The 17298-nt window shown below is 74.2% G+C and carries 20 protein-coding genes; 14 read left to right on the top strand and 6 right to left on the bottom strand.

The features are described 5' to 3' along the window. Position 1: 1 nt before the first annotated feature. Both QEZ54_RS26960 and QEZ54_RS26955 read right to left on the bottom strand, forming a co-directional pair. The gene (locus tag QEZ54_RS26960) at positions 2–958 is read right to left on the bottom strand and encodes an aminoglycoside phosphotransferase family protein (RefSeq protein WP_281307516.1); all 957 of its coding nucleotides are present in this window, start codon (positions 956–958) and stop codon (positions 2–4) included. A gap of 332 nt (positions 959–1290) precedes the next feature. Then, a complete protein-coding gene (locus QEZ54_RS26955) occupies positions 1291–1956 on the bottom strand; it encodes a DUF3159 domain-containing protein (protein WP_281307515.1) in 666 nt (221 codons plus the stop codon). A 142-nt stretch (positions 1957–2098) separates the two neighbouring features. Between QEZ54_RS26955 and QEZ54_RS26950 the strand changes: the two genes are divergently transcribed. Together QEZ54_RS26950 and QEZ54_RS26945 are read left to right on the top strand one after the other, a co-directional pair. Next, positions 2099–3421 carry a M20/M25/M40 family metallo-hydrolase gene (locus QEZ54_RS26950; RefSeq protein WP_281307514.1) on the top strand — a complete coding sequence of 441 codons (1323 nt, stop codon included), beginning with the start codon at positions 2099–2101 and terminating at the stop codon, positions 3419–3421. Between the two features lie 53 nt (positions 3422–3474). Further along, positions 3475–4125: a hypothetical protein gene (locus QEZ54_RS26945; protein WP_281307513.1), complete on the top strand. Its 651-nt coding sequence runs from the start codon at positions 3475–3477 to the stop codon at positions 4123–4125. 400 nt (positions 4126–4525) lie between these two features. On the opposite strand, the gene QEZ54_RS26940 is transcribed toward QEZ54_RS26945, so the two are convergent. The 3 genes from QEZ54_RS26940 to QEZ54_RS26930 form a co-directional block, all read right to left on the bottom strand. Then, the gene (locus QEZ54_RS26940) at positions 4526–4717 is read right to left on the bottom strand and encodes a DUF5703 family protein (protein WP_212825334.1); all 192 of its coding nucleotides are present in this window, start codon (positions 4715–4717) and stop codon (positions 4526–4528) included. A gap of 124 nt (positions 4718–4841) precedes the next feature. Then, complete coding sequence (locus tag QEZ54_RS26935) at positions 4842–5813, bottom strand: aldo/keto reductase (RefSeq protein WP_281307512.1); 972 nt, start codon at positions 5811–5813, stop codon at positions 4842–4844. 49 nt (positions 5814–5862) lie between these two features. After that, positions 5863–6330: a helix-turn-helix domain-containing protein gene (locus tag QEZ54_RS26930; protein WP_281307511.1), complete on the bottom strand. Its 468-nt coding sequence runs from the start codon at positions 6328–6330 to the stop codon at positions 5863–5865. A gap of 55 nt (positions 6331–6385) precedes the next feature. Between QEZ54_RS26930 and QEZ54_RS26925 the strand changes: the two genes are divergently transcribed. The 6 genes from QEZ54_RS26925 (at position 6386) to QEZ54_RS26900 (ending at position 11034) form a co-directional block, all read left to right on the top strand. Next, positions 6386–7231 (top strand): alpha/beta hydrolase, encoded by an 846-nt coding sequence (locus QEZ54_RS26925; protein WP_281307510.1) that lies wholly within the window; start codon positions 6386–6388, stop codon positions 7229–7231. A 91-nt stretch (positions 7232–7322) separates the two neighbouring features. Further along, positions 7323–8375: an LLM class F420-dependent oxidoreductase gene (locus QEZ54_RS26920; protein ID WP_281307509.1), complete on the top strand. Its 1053-nt coding sequence runs from the start codon at positions 7323–7325 to the stop codon at positions 8373–8375. A 6-nt stretch (positions 8376–8381) separates the two neighbouring features. Continuing rightward, positions 8382–9212 carry an undecaprenyl-diphosphate phosphatase gene (locus tag QEZ54_RS26915; RefSeq protein ID WP_281307560.1) on the top strand — a complete coding sequence of 277 codons (831 nt, stop codon included), beginning with the start codon at positions 8382–8384 and terminating at the stop codon, positions 9210–9212. 10 nt (positions 9213–9222) lie between these two features. After that, a complete protein-coding gene (locus QEZ54_RS26910; RefSeq protein WP_281307508.1) occupies positions 9223–9906 on the top strand; it encodes a histidine phosphatase family protein in 684 nt (227 codons plus the stop codon). 144 nt (positions 9907–10050) lie between these two features. Beyond that, positions 10051–10371, top strand: a complete 321-nt coding sequence (locus QEZ54_RS26905) for a hypothetical protein (protein WP_281307507.1) — start codon at positions 10051–10053, stop codon at positions 10369–10371. Positions 10372–10383: 12 nt separating this feature from the next. Further along, complete coding sequence (locus tag QEZ54_RS26900; protein WP_281307506.1) at positions 10384–11034, top strand: DMT family transporter; 651 nt, start codon at positions 10384–10386, stop codon at positions 11032–11034. Between the two features lie 174 nt (positions 11035–11208). Here the strand turns inward: QEZ54_RS26900 and QEZ54_RS26895 are convergent, their stop codons facing one another. Next, positions 11209–12657, bottom strand: a complete 1449-nt coding sequence (locus tag QEZ54_RS26895) for a PucR family transcriptional regulator (RefSeq protein ID WP_281307505.1) — start codon at positions 12655–12657, stop codon at positions 11209–11211. A 106-nt stretch (positions 12658–12763) separates the two neighbouring features. Between QEZ54_RS26895 and uraD the strand changes: the two genes are divergently transcribed. Genes uraD through QEZ54_RS26865 form a run of 6 tightly spaced genes read left to right on the top strand, consistent with a single transcriptional unit; the run spans position 12764 to position 17273 of the window. Then, positions 12764–13261, top strand: coding sequence for a 2-oxo-4-hydroxy-4-carboxy-5-ureidoimidazoline decarboxylase (gene uraD / locus QEZ54_RS26890; protein ID WP_281307504.1), 498 nt, complete (start codon positions 12764–12766; stop codon positions 13259–13261). Further along, positions 13258–13584: a hydroxyisourate hydrolase gene (gene uraH / locus QEZ54_RS26885; RefSeq protein WP_217401937.1), complete on the top strand. Its 327-nt coding sequence runs from the start codon at positions 13258–13260 to the stop codon at positions 13582–13584. The genes uraD and uraH overlap by 4 nt, the downstream gene beginning before the upstream one ends. Further along, the gene (gene pucL, locus QEZ54_RS26880; RefSeq protein WP_281307503.1) at positions 13584–14444 is read left to right on the top strand and encodes a factor-independent urate hydroxylase; all 861 of its coding nucleotides are present in this window, start codon (positions 13584–13586) and stop codon (positions 14442–14444) included. Before uraH ends, pucL begins: the two co-directional genes overlap by 1 nt. Then, entirely contained in the window at positions 14441–15295 is an 855-nt protein-coding gene (locus tag QEZ54_RS26875; RefSeq protein WP_281307502.1) for an FAD binding domain-containing protein, read from the top strand. The genes pucL and QEZ54_RS26875 overlap by 4 nt, the downstream gene beginning before the upstream one ends. Next, positions 15286–15756 (top strand): (2Fe-2S)-binding protein, encoded by a 471-nt coding sequence (locus QEZ54_RS26870; protein WP_281307501.1) that lies wholly within the window; start codon positions 15286–15288, stop codon positions 15754–15756. Before QEZ54_RS26875 ends, QEZ54_RS26870 begins: the two co-directional genes overlap by 10 nt. Beyond that, positions 15753–17273 (top strand): 8-oxoguanine deaminase, encoded by a 1521-nt coding sequence (locus QEZ54_RS26865; RefSeq protein ID WP_281307500.1) that lies wholly within the window; start codon positions 15753–15755, stop codon positions 17271–17273. The genes QEZ54_RS26870 and QEZ54_RS26865 overlap by 4 nt, the downstream gene beginning before the upstream one ends. The last annotated feature ends 25 nt before the right edge of the window (positions 17274–17298 follow it).

Below are 17298 nucleotides of genomic sequence, written 5' to 3'. Positions count from 1 at the left end.
GTCAGGCCGACAGCAGCCGGGCCTCCTCGGCGAGCAGCCGCGCGACGAAGTCGATCCGCGCCTGGTCGTCGATGGCCCGGCTGGGCACCTCGACGTGCATCAGCAGGTACAGGTACAGCCGGTACAGCGCCAGCCGCCGCCGCTCGGCGGAGGTGAACACGGTCGGCCGCCCGGCGGCACGCGCGTAGCCGCGTACGAACGGGTGGTCCGGCTCGTCCTCGATGCGGCGCGTCAGGGCGGGGGACACGAAGTCGACCAGCGGGTCGCCGCACAGGTAGCGCTCGCCGTCGACGATGCCGGTCAGCCGCCCGTCGACGGCCAGCACGTTGCCGTCCCACAGGTCGAAGTGGACCAGCGCGGGCCGGGTGACCTCGTCCAGCACCCCGGCGTGGGACGCCACCAGCGCCCGGATCGCCCCGGCGGGCACGGGCAGGGCCACCTGCCAGTCCTCGGCGTCGGCCAGCAGCGCGTCCACCATCGCCGCGAAGGCCGCGCTCCAGGTGGTGCCGTGCGGGCGCGGGCCGGGGTAGCCGAACCGGTCGCCGGTGACCCCGTGCACCGCCGCCAGCGCCGCGCCGAGCTGCTCGCGTACGCCGTCCTGCGGACCGTCGAGGCCGGTCAGCGGGGTGCCGGGCAGCAGGGTGGCGAACAGCCAGCCGTCGCCGTGGTGCAGCACGCGCGGCACCGGCACCACCGGCGCCTGCCGCTCGACCAGCCGGAAGTAGCGCGCCTCGGACTCGATCATGCCTGCCTCGTACCGCAGCAGGGGCACGGCTGCGGCGGGGCCGACCTTCAGCACCACGTCGCGGCCGTCGGCGAGCCGGGCCCGCCACACCGCCGCGAACCCGCCGCCGGACAGCTCGGCGCAGTCGACCACCGCCGCGCCCTGCCCGAACGCGACCCGCGCGTACGCCGCCACGTCGTCGCCGCTCAACTCCCGCTGGGTCGGACTACGCACCGCTCCACCCTCCGCTGATCACGCCCGTGACCCCGCTCGCGCGTCCAGCTCACCCGTTCGGTGAGCGCGCGGGCGGGATCGGTCCCTGCCGCTGCTCAAGATACGCGCGAGAGCGCTCTCTCCGAGACCCGCGTCGTGCGACGGGAGGGGCTTCGTGTAGTTTCGGGGAAAGTGCCGGAACCCGGCCCAGGATTCGTGCAGTTTCCTCGAAACTGCACGAGCCGCCGCGGATCGCCGTGTGTCCCGCGAGCGCCGCGTGCCGCGCGACCGTGCCCCGCGACCGTGGCGCGAGCGGGGATGCGGAGTCGACGCGGCGCGGGGTCGGGCGCGGGTCAGGAGTGGGCGGGCTCGGGAAGCACGGGGTGGCGCAGGCCGGGGTGGCCGGCGGGGAGGGAGCGGCGCATCACCCACCAGCTCGCGGCCAGGCAGGCCGCGATCAGGGGCCAGGTCAGCGCGGCGGTGGCGAACGCCAGGGTGCGGGTCATCCCGGCCCAGGCCAGCGGCAGCCACACGGCCAGGCGCAGCAGGTACTGCCCGACCCAGACCCAGCTGCCCCGGCTGTACGCCCGCAGGAGGTCCGGATCGTGCCGCCACCTGCCGCCCTGCAGCAGGATCAGCCCGACCACGACGCCGAGCAGCGGCCACCGGATCACGATGCTGACCGCCCAGGCCAGCGCGCTGGCGGCGTTGGTGGCGATGCGGATGAGGAAGAACGCCTCGCCGTGCCCGGTACGCAGCGCGATCAGCGCGGCGAAGCCGATGCCGAGCAGCCCGATCAGCACCGCGCGGGGCTTGTCGCCGGCGCTGATCCGCCAGATCGCCAGCAGCACGCTGACCACCGCGGCCGCGCCGACGCCCCACTCGAGCGCGTGGGCGTCGCCGAGGCTGTACCCGATGCCGAAGGCCAGCGGTCCGACGGTGGCGTCGATGGCCGCCCGGCGTCCGCCGAGCAGGTCGGCGAGGCTTTCCGCGGCGGGGTCTCGCGGCGTGCCGGTCACTGCTGTCTCCAGGTGGTCGCGCTAAGTTAGGGCAGGCTTGCCTATGGGTATGCGGGCTCAGCGTAGCCGCTCCGACCCCGCCCCGGTAGCGGTGGCCCGCTCCGACTGGGCCGGGGCAGCCGGACCTGGTAGGAAGATCCTTATGAGTACTGCCGCCACCGACGAGGTTATCGACCTCTGCCGCGACCTCATCCGCATCGACACCACGAACACCGGCGACCACGCCACCAGCGCGGGCGAGCGGGCCGCGGCCGAGTACGTCGCGACCAGCCTCAGCGAGGTCGGCCTGCACCCGCAGGTGGTGGAGAGCAGGCCGGGCCGGGCCAACGTGATCACCCGGATCCCGGGCCGGGACAGCTCGCGCGGGGCGCTGCTGGTCCACGGCCACCTCGACGTCGTGCCGTTCGACGCCTCCGAGTGGTCGGTCCACCCGCTGTCCGGCGAGATCAGGCCCGACGGGACCAGCGGCGACTGCATCTGGGGCCGGGGCGCGGTCGACATGAAGGACTTCGACGCCATGTCGCTGGCCGTGGTGCGCGACTGGCAGCGCACCGGCTACGTGCCGCCCCGCGACATCGTGCTGTGCTACACCGCCGACGAGGAGGCCGGCAGCGAGTTCGGCGCCACCTTCCTCGTGGAGAAGCACCCGGAGCTGCTGGAGGGCTGCACCGAGGCGGTCGGCGAGGTCGGCGGCTTCTCGTACACGGTGAGCAACGACCTGCGGCTCTACCTGGTGCAGACGGCCGAGAAGGGCATCGACTGGCTGCGCGTGCACGCCACCGGCCGCCCCGGCCACGGCTCGTTCGTGCACGACGACAACGCGGTGACCGCGCTGGCCGAGGCGGTGGCCCGGGTCGGGCGGCACCGGTTCCCGGTGGTGGTCACCCCGACCGTGCGCGCGTTCCTGGCCGAGATCTCCGACGCGCTGCAGATCGAGCTCGACCCCGACGACCCCGAGGCGGCCATCGCCAAGCTCGGCCCGATCGCCACCATCATCGGCGCGACCATCCGGAACACGGCCAACCCGACCCGGCTGGCCGCCGGGTACAAGGACAACGTGATCCCGAGCCGGGCGAGCGCGACCATCGACTGCCGTACCCTGCCCGGCCAGTTCGACCTGTTCCGCGAGCAGCTGGTGGAGGTGCTCGGCCCGGATCTGGAGATAGAGTCGATTCACCGCCAGAACGCGCTGGAGACCACGTTCGACGGAGCACTGGTGGACGCCATGGCGCTGGCGCTGCGGGCCGAGGACCCGGGGGCGCGGGCGGTGCCGTACATGCTGTCCGGCGGCACCGACGCCAAGTCGTTCGCCAGGCTGGGGATCCGCTGCTTCGGGTTCGCCCCGCTGCGGCTTCCCGCAGAGCTGAACTTCTCCGCGTTGTTCCATGGCATCGACGAGCGCGTCCCGGTGGAGGGACTACAGTTCGGCGTGCGGGTTCTCGACAGGTTCCTGCGTCAGAGTTGAAAGCCCGTCGGTGCACACGACTCTGTCTCGTCGTATGAAGGAGTAACCGAGTAATGAGCGACAACCACGCTGCCGTCGAGGCCGCGCTGGAAGAGATGATCACCACGGCCCGGGCGCACCTGGCCGCCGTCCGCGACGCCAAGGGTGAGGTCGACAGCGACGAGGTCTGGCGGGCCTATGTGGCGTTCAACAACGCCGCCGTCGCCTACGACGACGCCCTCTCGGAGACGTACGGCGAGCCGCTGCCCTGGGAGGTGGAGCCGATCGACCTGGAGAAGGCCGACCGCTTCATGGCCGACCTGGTGGCCGCGGAGCAGGCTCCTACCGACCCGCACCCGCGTGTGATCTCCGTCCGCCAGCGCCGCGACTACCTGGTCCCGAGCGTATCCGCGCTGATCAACGCCGCCGAGCTGGCCCGCCGCGAGGCCGGGCTCAGCGACGGCGACTCCGAGCCGGTCGCCACCGTGGCCGACGCGCTGCTGGAGCTGCTGCAGAGCTCCGACGGCTCGCTGGCGGCGCTGGACATCCCGGAGCTGGAGCCGCTGGACGGCATCGTCACCGTGGCCGAGGTCGAGAGCTCGCTGGAGCCCGACGACTTCGAGGAGTCCGACGCCAACGGCCCGTTCACCCTGGGCGCCCAGGACAAGCTCGTCGCCCGCCTCGACGAGCACCTGAACGGCGACATCATGGAAGACCAGGACTGATCTTCCGCACCGACGAGAGCGGCGCGCGCCCGGTGGGTGCGCGCCGCTCTCGTTCCCACCGGCTCAGCCGCCCAGGACCGAGTCGCGCGCCTTGCGCATGTCCTCCAGGGCCGACGCGCTCGCCTTGCCCTGCCGGAAGACGAAACCGTAGGACTGCCCGTTCAGCCACCTGCAGTACACGCCGGTGACCTGCTCGAAAGCGCCGGTGCCGCAGCCGACGGAGCCGCGACGTTCTCCAGGCCCTGGGCGACATAGGTCAGGCTGCTGTCCTTCGACCGCGCCCGGGTGCCGATCTTCGCCGGAGCGCCCGCGCTCGGCGACGGCGCGGCGCTGGGCTTGGCGGCGGTCGGCGACGGGGTGGGGCTGGGTGCGGGTGAGGCCAGTAGGTCGGTTTCCGGCGTCAGGCGGAAGGGCCGGGCAGGACGGCCAGCCGAAGCGGGCGGCGGAGCAGCACCTGGCGGGTGCCGTCCTTCATGAGCCGCATCCGGGCCAGTTCCCAGCCGCCGTACTCCGCCTGGATGGCCAGCCGCACCGCCGCGGTCAGCCGATCGATGTCTGGTGGCAGCCGCAGCGGTGCGTATTCGTAGTCCATGTCCCGATCGTGCACCTTCACCCGTGGGGGCGGCAAGCGTGTTGTGCTGCAGTTTCGGGGAAGGTGCGGCATTCGGGGCCGGGATTCGTGCACTCTCCACGAAACAGCACCTGGCCGCGGCGCGTCACGACTCCAGCTCGGGGTACGTGATGGCGATGGCGGAGACGTCGTCGAGGGCGCGGGCGATCTCCGGGGGCAGGACGATGTCCTCCACCTGCATCGCCGCCACCAGCTGGCCGACGTCGCGGGCGCCCAGGATCGGCGCGGTCACCCCGGGCCGGTCCCGCACCCAGGCCAGGGCCACCTCGGCGGAGGTGACGCCGAGCCCGTCGGCGGCCGTGGCCACCGCCTCGACGATCGCCGAGCAGCGCGGCTGCAGGTACGGCAGCACGAACCGCTCGAAGTGCGGCGACGCCCCGCGCGAGTCGGCGGGCCGCCCGTGCCGGTACTTGCCGGTCAGCACCCCGCGCCCCAGCGGCGACCAGGGCAGCACCCCGATGCCCAGGGCCGCGCAGGCGGGCAGCACCTCCCGCTCGATACCGCGCTGGAGCAGCGAGTACTCCATCTGGGTGGCGACGATCGGGGCGCGGCCGGGCCAGGCCTTCTGCCAGGTGGCGGCGCGGGCGGTCTGCCAGCCGGAGAAGTTAGACACCCCGGCGTAGCGGGCCCGGCCGGTGCTGACGGCGTGGTCGACCGCGGCCAGGGTCTCCTCCCAGGGCGTGTCCGGGTCGCTGCCGTGCACCTGCCACAGGTCCACGTACGACACGCCGAGGCGGCGCAGGGTGGTGTCCAGGGTGCGCAGCAGGTGCCCGCGCGAGCCGTCGTGGCGGCGCCCGGCCCGGGCCCGCAGCCCGGCCTTGGCGACGATGAGGATGTCGTCACGCGACACCATGGCGTCGAGCAGGGTGCCCAGCACGGCCTCGGCCTCGCCGTCGGCGTATACGTCGGCGGTGTCCAGGAGCGTGCCGCCGGCGTCCACATACGCCTTGAGCTGGGCACCGGCGTCGTCGGGGTCGGTGTCCAGACCCCACGTCATGGTGCCCAGGGCGAGGCGGGAGACCATCATCCCGCTGTTGCCGAGCGGCCGCTGCTGCATGGCCTGAACTGTATTCGCCTTCGACCGGGGTCGCGGATCCGTGGTCCGGTCAGCCGGTGCCGCCAGGGCGGCGCAGTTTCGTCAGCGCGGCCGGGGCCAGGTGGCGCGCGAGGGCGTCCAGTGCGGCGGTCACCTCCGCCAGTCGGCCGGGGTCGCCGGGGCCGAGCGCGGCGGCCAGGGCGGCCTCGACGCCCGTCGCGCGGATCTCGGCGACGCGGTCGGACACCTGCTCGGCCGGGTGCACGAGCTGGCGGCGCCGGTCGCCTGGGTCGGTGCGGGTCCGCACGGCACCGGCTTCGCGCAGCCGGGCGACGCTGCCGGAGACCGCGCTCTGCGGGAACCCGGTGCGTTCGGTGATCTCGCTGATCGAGCTGCCCGGGTGGGCCGCGACGTCGGCCGCGACGATCAGGACGGTCCGCTCCGCGCCCTGGCGCGGGCCGTCGGCCGGGGTGGGGATGGCGTCCTGGCCGATCTTCATCAGCGTCCGCCCGAGCAGGAACAGGTCGACTCCGTTCATGGTGCCAGCTTACATCATTCTTGATACATCAGAAATGATGGGTTATGGTTCCGGCATGACGATCACGAGCGCGGCCCGCGCCGCGACCCTGTCCGTGCCGGGCGCCGAGCTGTACTACGAGGTGCGCGGCACCGGCCCGCTGCTGCTCATCTCCCAGAGCGGCGAGGGCGACGCCGGACGCAGCACCGACCTGGTGGACCGGCTCGTCGCCGACCACACAGTGGTGACGTACGACCGGCGCGGCCTGTCCCGCAGCACCCTGGCCGACCCGGCCCGGCCGGGCACCATGGCCGACCACGCCGACGACGTGCACCGGCTGCTCGCGGCGCTGACCGACCGGCCCGCCCGGATGCTCGGCTGCAGCCTCGGCGCCGTCATCGGCATGCACCTGGCCGTCCGCCACCCGGAGCAGCTGGCGGTGCTGGTCGCGCACGAACCCGTCGCGCCCCGGCTGCTGCCGCCCGCCGAGCGCGCCTGCCACGAGGAGGAGCTGCGGGAGCTGCAGCGGCTCTACCGGGCCGAGGGCCTGCGGGCGGTGTTCGGGCAGATCGCCCGAGTGCTGGGCATCGACCCGGCCAGCCCCGACGCCGAGCCCGGACTGACCCCGCAGCCGCTGGACGCCCGGCGCACCGCGAACTTCGACGTCTTCATCGAGCACGACTTCACCGCGATCGTGCGCGACACCCTCGACCCGGCGGCGGTGCGCGACGCCGGCGTGCCCATCGTCCCCGCGTACGGCCGGACCACCCCGCACCACGTCTTCGACCACCGCTGCGCGATGGAGCTGGCCGCGCTGGTCGGCACCGCCGCGGTCGACTTCCCGGGCGGCCACAACGGCAACACCACCCACCCCCGGGCGTACGCCGAACGGCTCCGCGACGTGCTCGCGACGGTACGGTGACCGGGCACGCCCTGTGCTTCACATGATCCCTACTAGCCGGTAACCTGACGTCGTCCCGCTCCGGTGCGGGCACCGACCTGGGAGGCGCGCCATGAAGCTCGGACTCAACATCGGATACCTCACGCCCTGGTCGACCCCGGCCACGCTGGTCGAGCTGGCGCAGGAGGCCGACCGGCTCGGCTTCTCCAGCGCCTGGGTCGCCGAGGCGTACGGTTCCGACTCGCCGAGCCTGGTGACCTGGATCGCCGCGCACACCGAGCGCATCGACGTCGGCAGCGCCGTCATGCAGATCCCGGGCCGCACCCCGGCCGCGACCGCGATGACCGCCGCCACTATCGACACCCTGTCCGGCGGCCGGTTCCGGCTCGGGCTGGGCGTGTCGGGGCCGCAGGTCTCCGAGGGCTGGCACGGGGTGCGCTTCGGCAAGCCGCTGGCCCGTACCCGCGAATATGTCGACATCGTCAAGCTCGCGCTGAGCCGCAAGCAGGTCAGCTACGACGGCGAGTTCCACACCCTGCCGCTGCCCGACGGGCCGGGCAAGTCGCTGCGGCTGAACTTCCACCCGCTGCGCACCGAGATCCCGATCTACCTGGCCGCGGTCGGCCCGAAGAACCTGGAGCTGGCCGGCGAGATCGCCGACGGCTGGCTGGCCGTGTTCTTCGCGCCCGAATTCGCCGCCGAGCAGCTGGCCGCGATCGAGCGCGGACGCCAGAAGGCGGGCAAGACGATCGCCGGGTTCGACATCGTGCCCACCGTCCCGGTCGTGGTGGGCGACGATGTGAGCATGTGTGCCGAGCTGGTCCGGTCGTACGCCGCGCTGTACGTCGGCGGCATGGGCAGCCGCCAGCAGAACTTCTACAACCAGCTGGCCACCCGCATGGGCTACGGCGAGGCGGCCGAGAAGGTGCAGGACCTGTTCCTGGCCGGGCGCCACCGCGACGCCGCCGAGGCGGTGCCGATGGAGTTCATCGACCGGACGTCCCTGCTCGGTCCCAAGGACCGCATCGCGGCGAGACTGCGTGACTTCGCCGACGCGGGCGTGACTACGCTGTCGCTGGCGCTGTTCGTCGCAGACGCCGACTCGGGCCGGGAGACGTTGCGTACCGTCGCTGAGGCGTACGCGGAGAGTGGACTGGGAGACTAGGTGGAGATCACGATCTGGCAGGCGATCATCCTGGGCATCGTGGAGGGGATCACCGAGTTCCTCCCGATCTCCTCGACGGGCCACCTGACCATCACCGAGAAGCTGATGGGCCTGCCGATCGACGACACGGCCGTCACCGCCTTCACCGCCGTGATCCAGATCGGGGCGATCGCGGCGGTGCTGGTCTACTTCGCCAAGGACATCGGGCGCCTGGCCTCGGCCTGGTTCAAGGGCGTCTTCTCCAAGGAGGCCCGCGAGGACCTCGACTACCGCCTGGCCTGGTACGTCATCGCCGGCTCCATCCCGATCGGCATCGTCGGCTTCCTCGGCAAGGACCTGATCACCGGCCCGCTGCGCAGCCTCTGGTTCGTGGCCGGGTCGATGATCGTGTGGGCGGGCGTGATGGCCTTCGCCGAGTACGCCGCCACCCAGATCCGCGACGAGAAGCAGCTCACCCTCAAGGACACCCTGATCATCGGCTTCGCCCAGTGCCTGGCCCTGATCCCCGGGGTGTCGCGCTCCGGCGCCACGATCACCACCGGTCTGCTGCGCGACCTCGACCGGGTCACCGCCACCCGGCTGTCCTTCTTCCTCGGCGTGCCCGCCCTGGTCGCGGCGGGCGTCTACGAGCTGCCCGAGGCGCTGGGCAGCGAGGCGGTCAGCGGCGCGGTCCTGGGCGTCGGCACGCTGGTCAGCTTCCTCGTCGCGTACGCCTCGATCGCCTGGCTGCTCAAGTTCGTCGCCCACCACACCCTGATGGCCTTCGTGTGGTACCGGGTGATCCTCGGCGGCGCGATCATCGCGCTGCTCGCCACAAGCACCATCAGCGCGACCTAGGCTTGCGGACGTGGCCACGCTTCTACTGCTGCGACACGGTCGCACCACCGCCAACGCAGACGGCATCCTCGCCGGCGACCTGCCCGTCGAGCTGGACGAGTTCGGCGCCGAGCAGGCCCGCCAGGCCGGTGCCCGGCTGACCGGGCTCCCGCTGGCCGTCGTGGTCAGCAGCCCGCTGCTGCGCTGCCGCCAGACGCTGGACCTGGCCCTGCCCGGCACTCCCGTCACCGCCGACGACGGCCTGCGCGAGTGCGGCTACGGCGAGTGGTCCGGGCGGGCCCTCAAGGAGCTGGCCGACAACCCGCTGTGGGCCACCGTGCAGCACCATCCGGCCGCGGTGACGTTCCCGGGCGGCGAGGCGATGGCCGCGATGGCCAACCGCGCCGTCACCGCCGTACGCGCCTGGGACGCTCGGATCACCGAGTCGCACGGGCACGAGGCGGTGTGGCTGGCGTGCAGCCACGGCGACGTGATCAAGGCGATCGTGGCCGACGCGCTCGGCATGCACCTGGACCTGTTCCAGCGCATCCAGGTCGAGCCGTCGTCGATCACCGCGATCCGGTACACCCCGCAGCGGCCGTTCGTGCTGCGCGTCAACGACACCGGCGGCTCCCTGGACGCCCTGGTGCACAAGCACCGCCCCCCGGCCGAGGAGACCGCCGAGGGCGACGCCGTCCTCGGCGGCGGCGCCTGACCTGTCCCTCGCCCCGCGAGAGGGTGCAGCTTCGGGGAAAGTGCAGGAATCTCGGCCTGCATACGTGCAGTTTCCCCGAAACTGCGCCCTCTAGCCTGGCGGGCTTGCGACCAGGGCGAGCAGCTGTACCGCCGCGGTGAGGCGGTGCTCGGGCTCGGTGGCGAAGCCGAGCACCAGCCCCGGCGGGCCGGGGCGGGTGCGCATCGGGCTCACCGGCACCGCCTCGACGCCCTCGGCCAGGGCGGCCGCGGCCAGCGCGACGTCGTCAGCGGCGGCGGGCAGCTCCGCGTACAGGTGCAGGCCCGCGCTGATGCCCCGGACCGCCGCCTGCGGCAGGTGCTCGGCCAGGGCGGCGGCCAGCGCGTCGCGGCGGCGCCGGTAGACCAGCCGGACCCGGCGCAGGTGCCGGTCGTAGCCGCCGTCGGCGAGCAGTTCGGCCAGGGCGTACTGCTCCAGCGCCGGTGAGCCGAGGTCGAAGTGGCGGCGCAGGCGCGCCGCGTCGGCGGCCAGGTGGTCGGCGGGGTGCCGGTGGTGCCGGCCGTGGTCGGGCCGCTGGCCCAGCGGCGGCGGCCGTCGGGGCGGGTGCTGCTCGGCGCGGCCGTGGTCGTCGCCGGGACCGCGCTGGCCACCGGCGGCGGATCGGGCAGCGCGGCCGGGCTGCTGTACAGCCTCGGCGCGCTGGCCTGCGAGGTGTGCTTCTCGCTGTTCGCGCTGCCGCTGCTGCCGAAGCTGGGCGCGATCCGGCTGTCCGGGTACGCGGCGGCGGTGTCGCTGCCCATGTTCGCCGTCCTCGGGCTGGCCGTCGACGGGCCCGCCTTCCTGCGCCTGCCGACCGCGACCGAGCTGATCGGACTGGGGTACCTGTCGCTGGCGGTCAGCGTCGGCGCGTTCCTGCTCTGGTACTCGGCCCTGCCCCGGCTGGGCGCGGACCGGGCCGGGCTGTTCGCCGGAGTGCTGCCCATCGGCGCGGTCACCACGGCGGCCGTCCTGGGCCAGGGCCTGCCGACACCGCTCGCGGCCGCTGGATCGGCGCTGGTCGTCGCGGGCGTCCCACTCGGCGTGTCCCACTCCACGGCCCCGATCCTCGCCGTGGTCAGCCCCGCCCGCAGCCCAAATCCGGCGACTTGATCGGCCCCGCGCCATCCGTCCCGCTCGGGCCGTGCCATTCGTCCCGCTCGGGCCGTGCCGTCGCCGAGAAGCGCCGTCCAGTTTCGGGGAAACTGCACGAATCAGCGCCTTGATTCCAGCAGTTTCCCTGAAACTGCACGCACCCCGTCCCCGTGCCAGCGCGCGGCGGGCGTGTCAGGTGGCGGCGCGCAGGGCCAGGTACAGGTCCACCCGGTCGGGGAAGTGGTCGAGGTCGCGGCCGGTCAGGGCGCCGATGCGGCCGATGCGGTAGCGCAGGGTGTTGACGTGCAGGTGCAGCGCGGCCGCGCACCGGGTCCAGGAGCCGTCGCAGTCGAGGAAGGTGCGCAGCGTGTGCACCAGGTCGGCGCGGTGGGTGCGGTCGTACTCGCGCAGCGGGGACAGCAGCCGCCGCGCGAACTCCTCCCGGACCGGCCGGGGCACGCTGGCCAGCAGCAGTTCGTGCGAGGCGAGCTCGGCGCTGCCCACCACGCGGACCCGGCCCGGCCGCTGGGCCGCGTACTCCAGGGCGTGCTCGGCCTGGGCCAGGGCCGAGGGCAGCCCGGCCGGATCGGCGGCGGGTTCGCTGATCCCGGCGGTCAGCCGCAGTCCGCGTACCGCCGAGACCAGGTGGCGGGCGCGGTCGCGCAGCACGGGTTCGGCCCCGGCGATCACCGCGACGGCCCGCGTACCCCCGCCGGAGACGGCCGCCTGCGCCGGTTGCAGCAGCTCGGCCAGGAGCCCGGCCGCGTCGGCGCCGGTGGTCAGCGCGGCGAGCACGGTGTGCGGCCCGGCGCCGGGCAGCCCGCAGGCCCGCAGCGCGGCGGTGACCTCGGCTCGGGCGGCGCCGCCGCGCAGCGCCGTGACCAGCTGCCCCGCGAGGCGGTGCTCCAGGCGGCGGGCCCGGTCGCTCCGGGCGGCGTCGAGCACGGCCAGGGCGACGAGGTTCTCGATGGGCGCGGGGCCGCCCTCGACGGCGACGAACCGGCCGAGCGGCCGCTCGCCCGGCGGTACCTGGTCCAAATGGAACTCACGACCGCCCAGCACGCGGCGTACCGGCAGCGCGGCGGCGCGCAGGAACTCGCGGGCCAGGCGGGGGCCGAGGTCCAGCTGGGGCCCGGCGATCACGCGGCCGGTGCAGCTGAGCAGCCAGGCGCCGGTGGCGGGCCAGACCTCGGCCAGCTCGGCCCCGGCGGCGAGGCTGGCGACCAGGCCGCGCTGGCGGCTGCGGTCGGCCAGGTCGCCGGCTTCGCGTTCGGCCCACAGCACCGCGTTGATCCGGTCGGTGACCTCCCGGAACGACACCTCGGCCGGTACCGCGAACAGCGGCAGCCCGTGCCGGGCGCACGCCTGCACCAGGTCGGCGGGGACAGGCCCGCTCCCGCCCTCACCGGCGCCGAGGGCGGCCACGCCCGAGCGGACCAGGTGGGAGACGAACAGGTCGGAGTCCTCCGGCCCGCGGCGCCACATCATGCCGGTGAGCACCACCTCGCCGCCGGTCAGGTAGCGGGTCGGGTCGAGCAGGTCGGTGGTGTACGCCAGCGTCAGCGGCCGGTCGAGCTCGCCCGCGCCCACGAGCACCGGCAGCCGCGACCCGGGCTGTTCCAGCACGTCACGAAGCCGCATCGGCACCTGCCCTCGTAGTAACCTCCGAAGAGGGTAACCAGGCATTGTTGCGGTTTCAGCACATCTGACGCTTCATCGGTACGGGGCTGGGCAGTTGACTCAACGCATGTCGACAGCCGCCTTCAACGAGCTGCCAACGCCGCAGGCCGAGGCGGAACTGCTCGCCTGCTGCGCCAGTCCGGTGTGGGCGGCGCGGGTGGCGGCCGGCCGGCCGTACGCGGACGCGGACACGCTGATCGCGGCCGCGGAGGTGGCGCTGGACGGCCTCGACTGGGCGCAGCTGGAGCGGGCGCTGGCCGCGCATCCGCGGATCGGGGAGCGGGCGGGCGGCGACAGCCGGGAGGCGGCCTGGTCGCGGCGCGAGCAGTCGGGCGCGGCCGGGGCCGACGCGGCCACGGCCCAGGCGCTGGTCGCGGCGAACCGGGCGTACGAGGAGCGGTTCGGCCACGTCTTCCTGATCTTCGCCAGCGGCCGCTCGGCGCAGCAGATGCTCGCGGCGGCACGGGCCCGGCTCGGGCACGACCCGACCACGGAGCGCGAGGTCGTACGCCGTGAGCTCAGCGCGATCACCGTCAACCGGCTCCGGAAGTTGATGCACTCATGAGCCTGTCGACGCACGTGCTGGACACCTGCCGGGGTGAGCCCGCGGCCGACGTGCCGGTGACGCTGCAGCGGCTGGGGCAGTACGGCTGGACCACGGTCGCGTCGGGCACCACCGACGCCGACGGGCGGCTGCGCGACTGGGTGCCCGCCGAGCAGTGGCTGCCCGGCCGCTACGGGCTGCGCTTCGACGTCGCCGCGTACCAGGGGCTGGGCAGCTTCTTCCCCGAGGTGACGATCGTCTTCGACGTCGCCGACGCGACCCGGCACCTGCACCTGCCGTTGTTACTCAGCAAGTTCGGCTACACCACCTACCGGGGTTCCTGATGAGCATCCACCTGGGCGCGAACTGCTACGGCAAGGCCGAGTGCCGGCTGGTGCGGGTGGACCGCGACGGCCCGCGGCACCGGCTCACCGACCTGACCGTCAGCACCTCGCTCGCGGGCCGCCTGGAGGCGACCCACCTGACCGGCGACAACGCCGACGTGCTGCCCACCGACACGCAGAAGAACACCGTGTACGCCCTGGCCCGCCACGGCATCACCGCGATCGAGGCGTTCGGGCTGGACCTGGCCCGGCACTTCGTCAGCGGACCGGTCGAGCAGGCGCGGGTGACCGTCGAGCAGCATCCGTGGCAGCGGCTCGGCGACCACTCGTTCGCCCGGCGCGGCGACGAGACCCGGCTGGCCGTGGTCACCGCCGACGCGCGGGGCGCGTGGGTGGTCGGCGGGCTGACCGGGCTGGTGCTGCTGAACACGACGGACTCGGAGTTCCGCGGCTTCGCCCGGGACCGGTACACGACCCTGCCGGAGGCGGCCGACCGGATCCTGGCCACGGCGGTCGACGCCCGCTGGCGGTTCGACGGGCTCGACGTCGGCTGGGACGAGGCGTACGACGACGTACGCGCCGCCCTCGTCGACGCCTTCGTGCAGACGTACAGCCGCTCGCTGCAGCAGACGCTGTACGCGATGGGCGAGCGGGTGCTCGACCGGGTGCCGCAGGTGGCCGAGGTGCGGCTGGCGCTGCCGAACCGGCACCACTTCCTGGTCGACCTGGCGCCGTTCGGGCTGGACAACCCGGGCGAGGTGTACCTCGCCGCCGACCGGCCGTACGGGCTGATCGAGGCGGCGGTGCTGCGCGACGGCGCGGCCCCGGCCGGGCCGTCGTGGGAGTGGGCGGGGCGATGATGGACTTCCTGACGCCCGTGACCTGGGCCGACGCGCTGGCGGTCAAGGCCGACCGGCCCGAGGCGGTGCCGGTGGCCGGGGGCACCGACGTGATGGTGGAGCTGAACTTTCACCGGCGCCGCCCGGCCGCGCTGCTGGACCTGACCCGGGTGCCGGAGCTGGCGGCCTGGGGGCGCGACGGCGACGTGCTGCGCGTCGGGGCGGGCGTCAGCTACACCCGGCTCATCGAGGAGCTGGGCGGCCTGCTGCCGGGGCTGGCCGCGGCGTCGCGCACGGTGGGCTCGCCGCAGATCCGCAACCGGGGCACCCTGGGCGGCAACCTCGGCTCGGCCTCCCCGGCCGGGGACGGCCATCCGCCGCTGCTGGCCGCCGGGGCCGTGGTCGAACTCGCCTCGGTACGCGGCACCCGCGAGGTCCCCGTCGCCGACTTCTTCACCGGCCCCAAGCGCAGCGTGCTCGCCCCCGACGAGCTGATCGCGGCGGTGCTGGTCGCCCCGGCCGACGGGCCGGAGCAGTTCGCCAAGATCGGCACCCGCAACGCGATGGTGATCGCGGTCAGCTCGTTCGCGCTGGCCCTGCACCCGGGGCGGCGCTCGGTCGGCACGGGCATCGGCTCGGCCGCGCCGACCCCGCGCCGCGCCCCCGAGGCGGAGGAGTTCGCCGCCGCGCACCTGCCCTGGGACGGCCCCGGGCCGCTCGACCCGGACCTGGCCCGCCGCTTCGGCGAGCTGGTGTCGGCCGCGGCCGCCCCGATCGACGACGTACGCGGCACCGCCGCCTACCGCAGGCACAGCCTGTCGGTGCTGGCCCGGCGCACGCTGACCTGGGCCTGGGAGGAACTGTGCGAGTGACGTGCACGGTCAACGGGGTGCCCCGCACCGCCGACGACGTCTGGGAGGGCGAGAGCCTGCTGTACGTGCTGCGCGAGCGGCTCGGCCTGCCCGGCAGCAAGAACGCCTGCGAACAGGGCGAATGCGGCTCGTGCACGGTGTACCTGGACGGCACCGCGGTGTGCTCGTGCCTGGTCGCGGCGGGGCAGGCGGTCGGCCGGGAGGTCGTCACCGTCGAGGGGCTGAGCGGCGGCCCGGATGCCGAACCGGGGCCGGTGCAGCGGGCGTTCCTGGCGGCGGGCGCGGTGCAGTGCGGCTTCTGCACCCCGGGCCTGATCGTGGCCGTGGACGACCTGCTCAGCCGCAACCCGCACCCCACCGATCCGCAGATCCGCGAGGCCCTGGCCGGCAACCTGTGCCGCTGCACCGGCTACGAGAAGATCATGGAAGCGGTACGGCTCGCGGCCGGTGGTCAGGCATGAGCGGGCGGGACGAGCAGCTGACGGCGCCGCCGCCGAGCCCGCCGCAGCGGGTGCTGCTGTCGGACTGCGCGATCGCGACGGTCGACGCCGCCGGCACCGAGTACGAGCGCGGGCACGTGCTGGTCGAGGGCGACCGGATCGCGGCGGTCGGGGCGGGCGGGTACGCCGGGCCGGTGGACCGGGTCATCGACGGGCGGGGCTGCCTGGCCACGCCGGGCCTGGTCAACACGCACCACCATCTGTACCAGTGGGCCACCCGGGGGCTGGCGCAGCAGCGCGACCTGTTCGGCTGGCTGGTCGAGCTGTACCCGACCTGGGCCCGGCTGGACGACGAACTGGTGCACGCCACCAGCGCGGCCGGGCTGGGCTGGCTCGCCCTGTCGGGCTGCACCACCGCCGCCGACCACCACTACGTCTTCCCGCGCGGCACCGGGGACCTGATCGGGGCGCAGGTCCACGCGGCGGCCGGGATCGGCGTACGGCTGCACGCCTGCCGGGGGTCGATGGACCTGGGGGAGAAGGACGGCGGGCTGCCGCCCGACCACGTGGTGGAGTCGACCGACGCGGCGCTGGCCGCGACCGCCGAGGCGATCGAGCGCCACCACGATCCGTCGCCGTCGGCGACGGTGCGGGTGGCGGTCGCGCCGTGCTCGCCGTTCTCGGTCACCCCGGAGCTGATGCGCGAGGCGGCGGCGCTGGCCCGCGCCCACGGCGTACGCCTGCACACGCATCTTGCGGAGACGCTCGACGAGGAGGAGTTCTGCCGCGACCGCTTCGGCTGCACCCCCGTGGAGTACGCGGAGAAGCTGGGCTGGCTCGGCGGGGACGTGTGGCTGGCGCACGGGGTGCACCTGGACGCGGCCGCGATCGCGCGGCTGGGCGCGACCGGCACCGGCATCGCGCACTGCCCCAGCTCCAACGCCCGGCTCGGCGCGGGCATCGCACCGGTCCGGGACCTGCTCGACGCGGGCGCCCCGGTCGGCCTGGGCGTCGACGGCGCCGCCTCCCAGGAGGCGGGCGCGCTCGGCCCGGAACTGCGCCAGGCGCTGCTGTCGGCCCGGCTGCGGGCCGCCCGCACCGGCTCCGCGGCCGGTCCGGGGTCCGCTTCCGGCGCGGCGCCCGCTTCCGGCGCGGCGGTCGGCGAGCGCGGGGCGGTCGGCGAGCGCGCGGCGCGGTCGCGTGACGGCGTGGCGGCGGCCGCGCTGACGGCGCGGGAGGCGCTGGCGCTCGGGACCATCGGCGGGGCGCGGTGCCTGGGGCGGGAGCGGGAGCTGGGGTCGCTGGAGGTGGGCAAGCTGGCCGACGTCGCGCTGTGGCGGCTGGACGGGCTGGGGCACGCGGGGATCGCCGACCCGGTGGCCGCGCTGGTGCTCGGACCGCCCGCGCCGCTGGAGGCGCTGCTGGTCGGCGGCGCGGCCGTGGTCCGGTCCGGGCGGCTCACCAACGCCGACCAGGGCGCGCTTGCGCGGGACCTCGCCCGCGTCAGCCGCCGCCTGACCAACGAGGTGTCCCGATGACGACCATCCCGTTCACCGAACCGCT

This window comes from Catellatospora sp. KI3 (assembly GCF_029948125.1).
Classification (GTDB): domain Bacteria; phylum Actinomycetota; class Actinomycetes; order Mycobacteriales; family Micromonosporaceae; genus Catellatospora.
Note: the sequence above shows the minus strand (reverse complement) of the source record. Positions and strands in the feature narration are given on the sequence as shown.

Excerpts from the sequence above, each read along its gene's own strand:
- QEZ54_RS26950 (WP_281307514.1), top strand. The coding sequence starts at position 2,099 with ATGAGTACTGCCGCCACCGACGAGGTTATCGACCTCTGCCGCGACCTC.
- QEZ54_RS26945 (WP_281307513.1), top strand. The coding sequence starts at position 3,475 with ATGAGCGACAACCACGCTGCCGTCGAGGCCGCGCTGGAAGAGATGATC.
- QEZ54_RS26940 (WP_212825334.1), bottom strand. The coding sequence starts at position 4,717 with ATGGACTACGAATACGCACCGCTGCGGCTGCCACCAGACATCGATCGG.
- QEZ54_RS26935 (WP_281307512.1), bottom strand. The coding sequence starts at position 5,813 with ATGCAGCAGCGGCCGCTCGGCAACAGCGGGATGATGGTCTCCCGCCTC.
- QEZ54_RS26930 (WP_281307511.1), bottom strand. The coding sequence starts at position 6,330 with ATGAACGGAGTCGACCTGTTCCTGCTCGGGCGGACGCTGATGAAGATC.
- QEZ54_RS26925 (WP_281307510.1), top strand. The coding sequence starts at position 6,386 with ATGACGATCACGAGCGCGGCCCGCGCCGCGACCCTGTCCGTGCCGGGC.
- QEZ54_RS26920 (WP_281307509.1), top strand. The coding sequence starts at position 7,323 with ATGAAGCTCGGACTCAACATCGGATACCTCACGCCCTGGTCGACCCCG.
- QEZ54_RS26895 (WP_281307505.1), bottom strand. The coding sequence starts at position 12,657 with ATGCGGCTTCGTGACGTGCTGGAACAGCCCGGGTCGCGGCTGCCGGTG.
- uraD (WP_281307504.1), top strand. The coding sequence starts at position 12,764 with ATGTCGACAGCCGCCTTCAACGAGCTGCCAACGCCGCAGGCCGAGGCG.
- uraH (WP_217401937.1), top strand. The coding sequence starts at position 13,258 with ATGAGCCTGTCGACGCACGTGCTGGACACCTGCCGGGGTGAGCCCGCG.
- pucL (WP_281307503.1), top strand. The coding sequence starts at position 13,584 with ATGAGCATCCACCTGGGCGCGAACTGCTACGGCAAGGCCGAGTGCCGG.
- QEZ54_RS26875 (WP_281307502.1), top strand. The coding sequence starts at position 14,441 with ATGATGGACTTCCTGACGCCCGTGACCTGGGCCGACGCGCTGGCGGTC.
- QEZ54_RS26865 (WP_281307500.1), top strand. The coding sequence starts at position 15,753 with ATGAGCGGGCGGGACGAGCAGCTGACGGCGCCGCCGCCGAGCCCGCCG.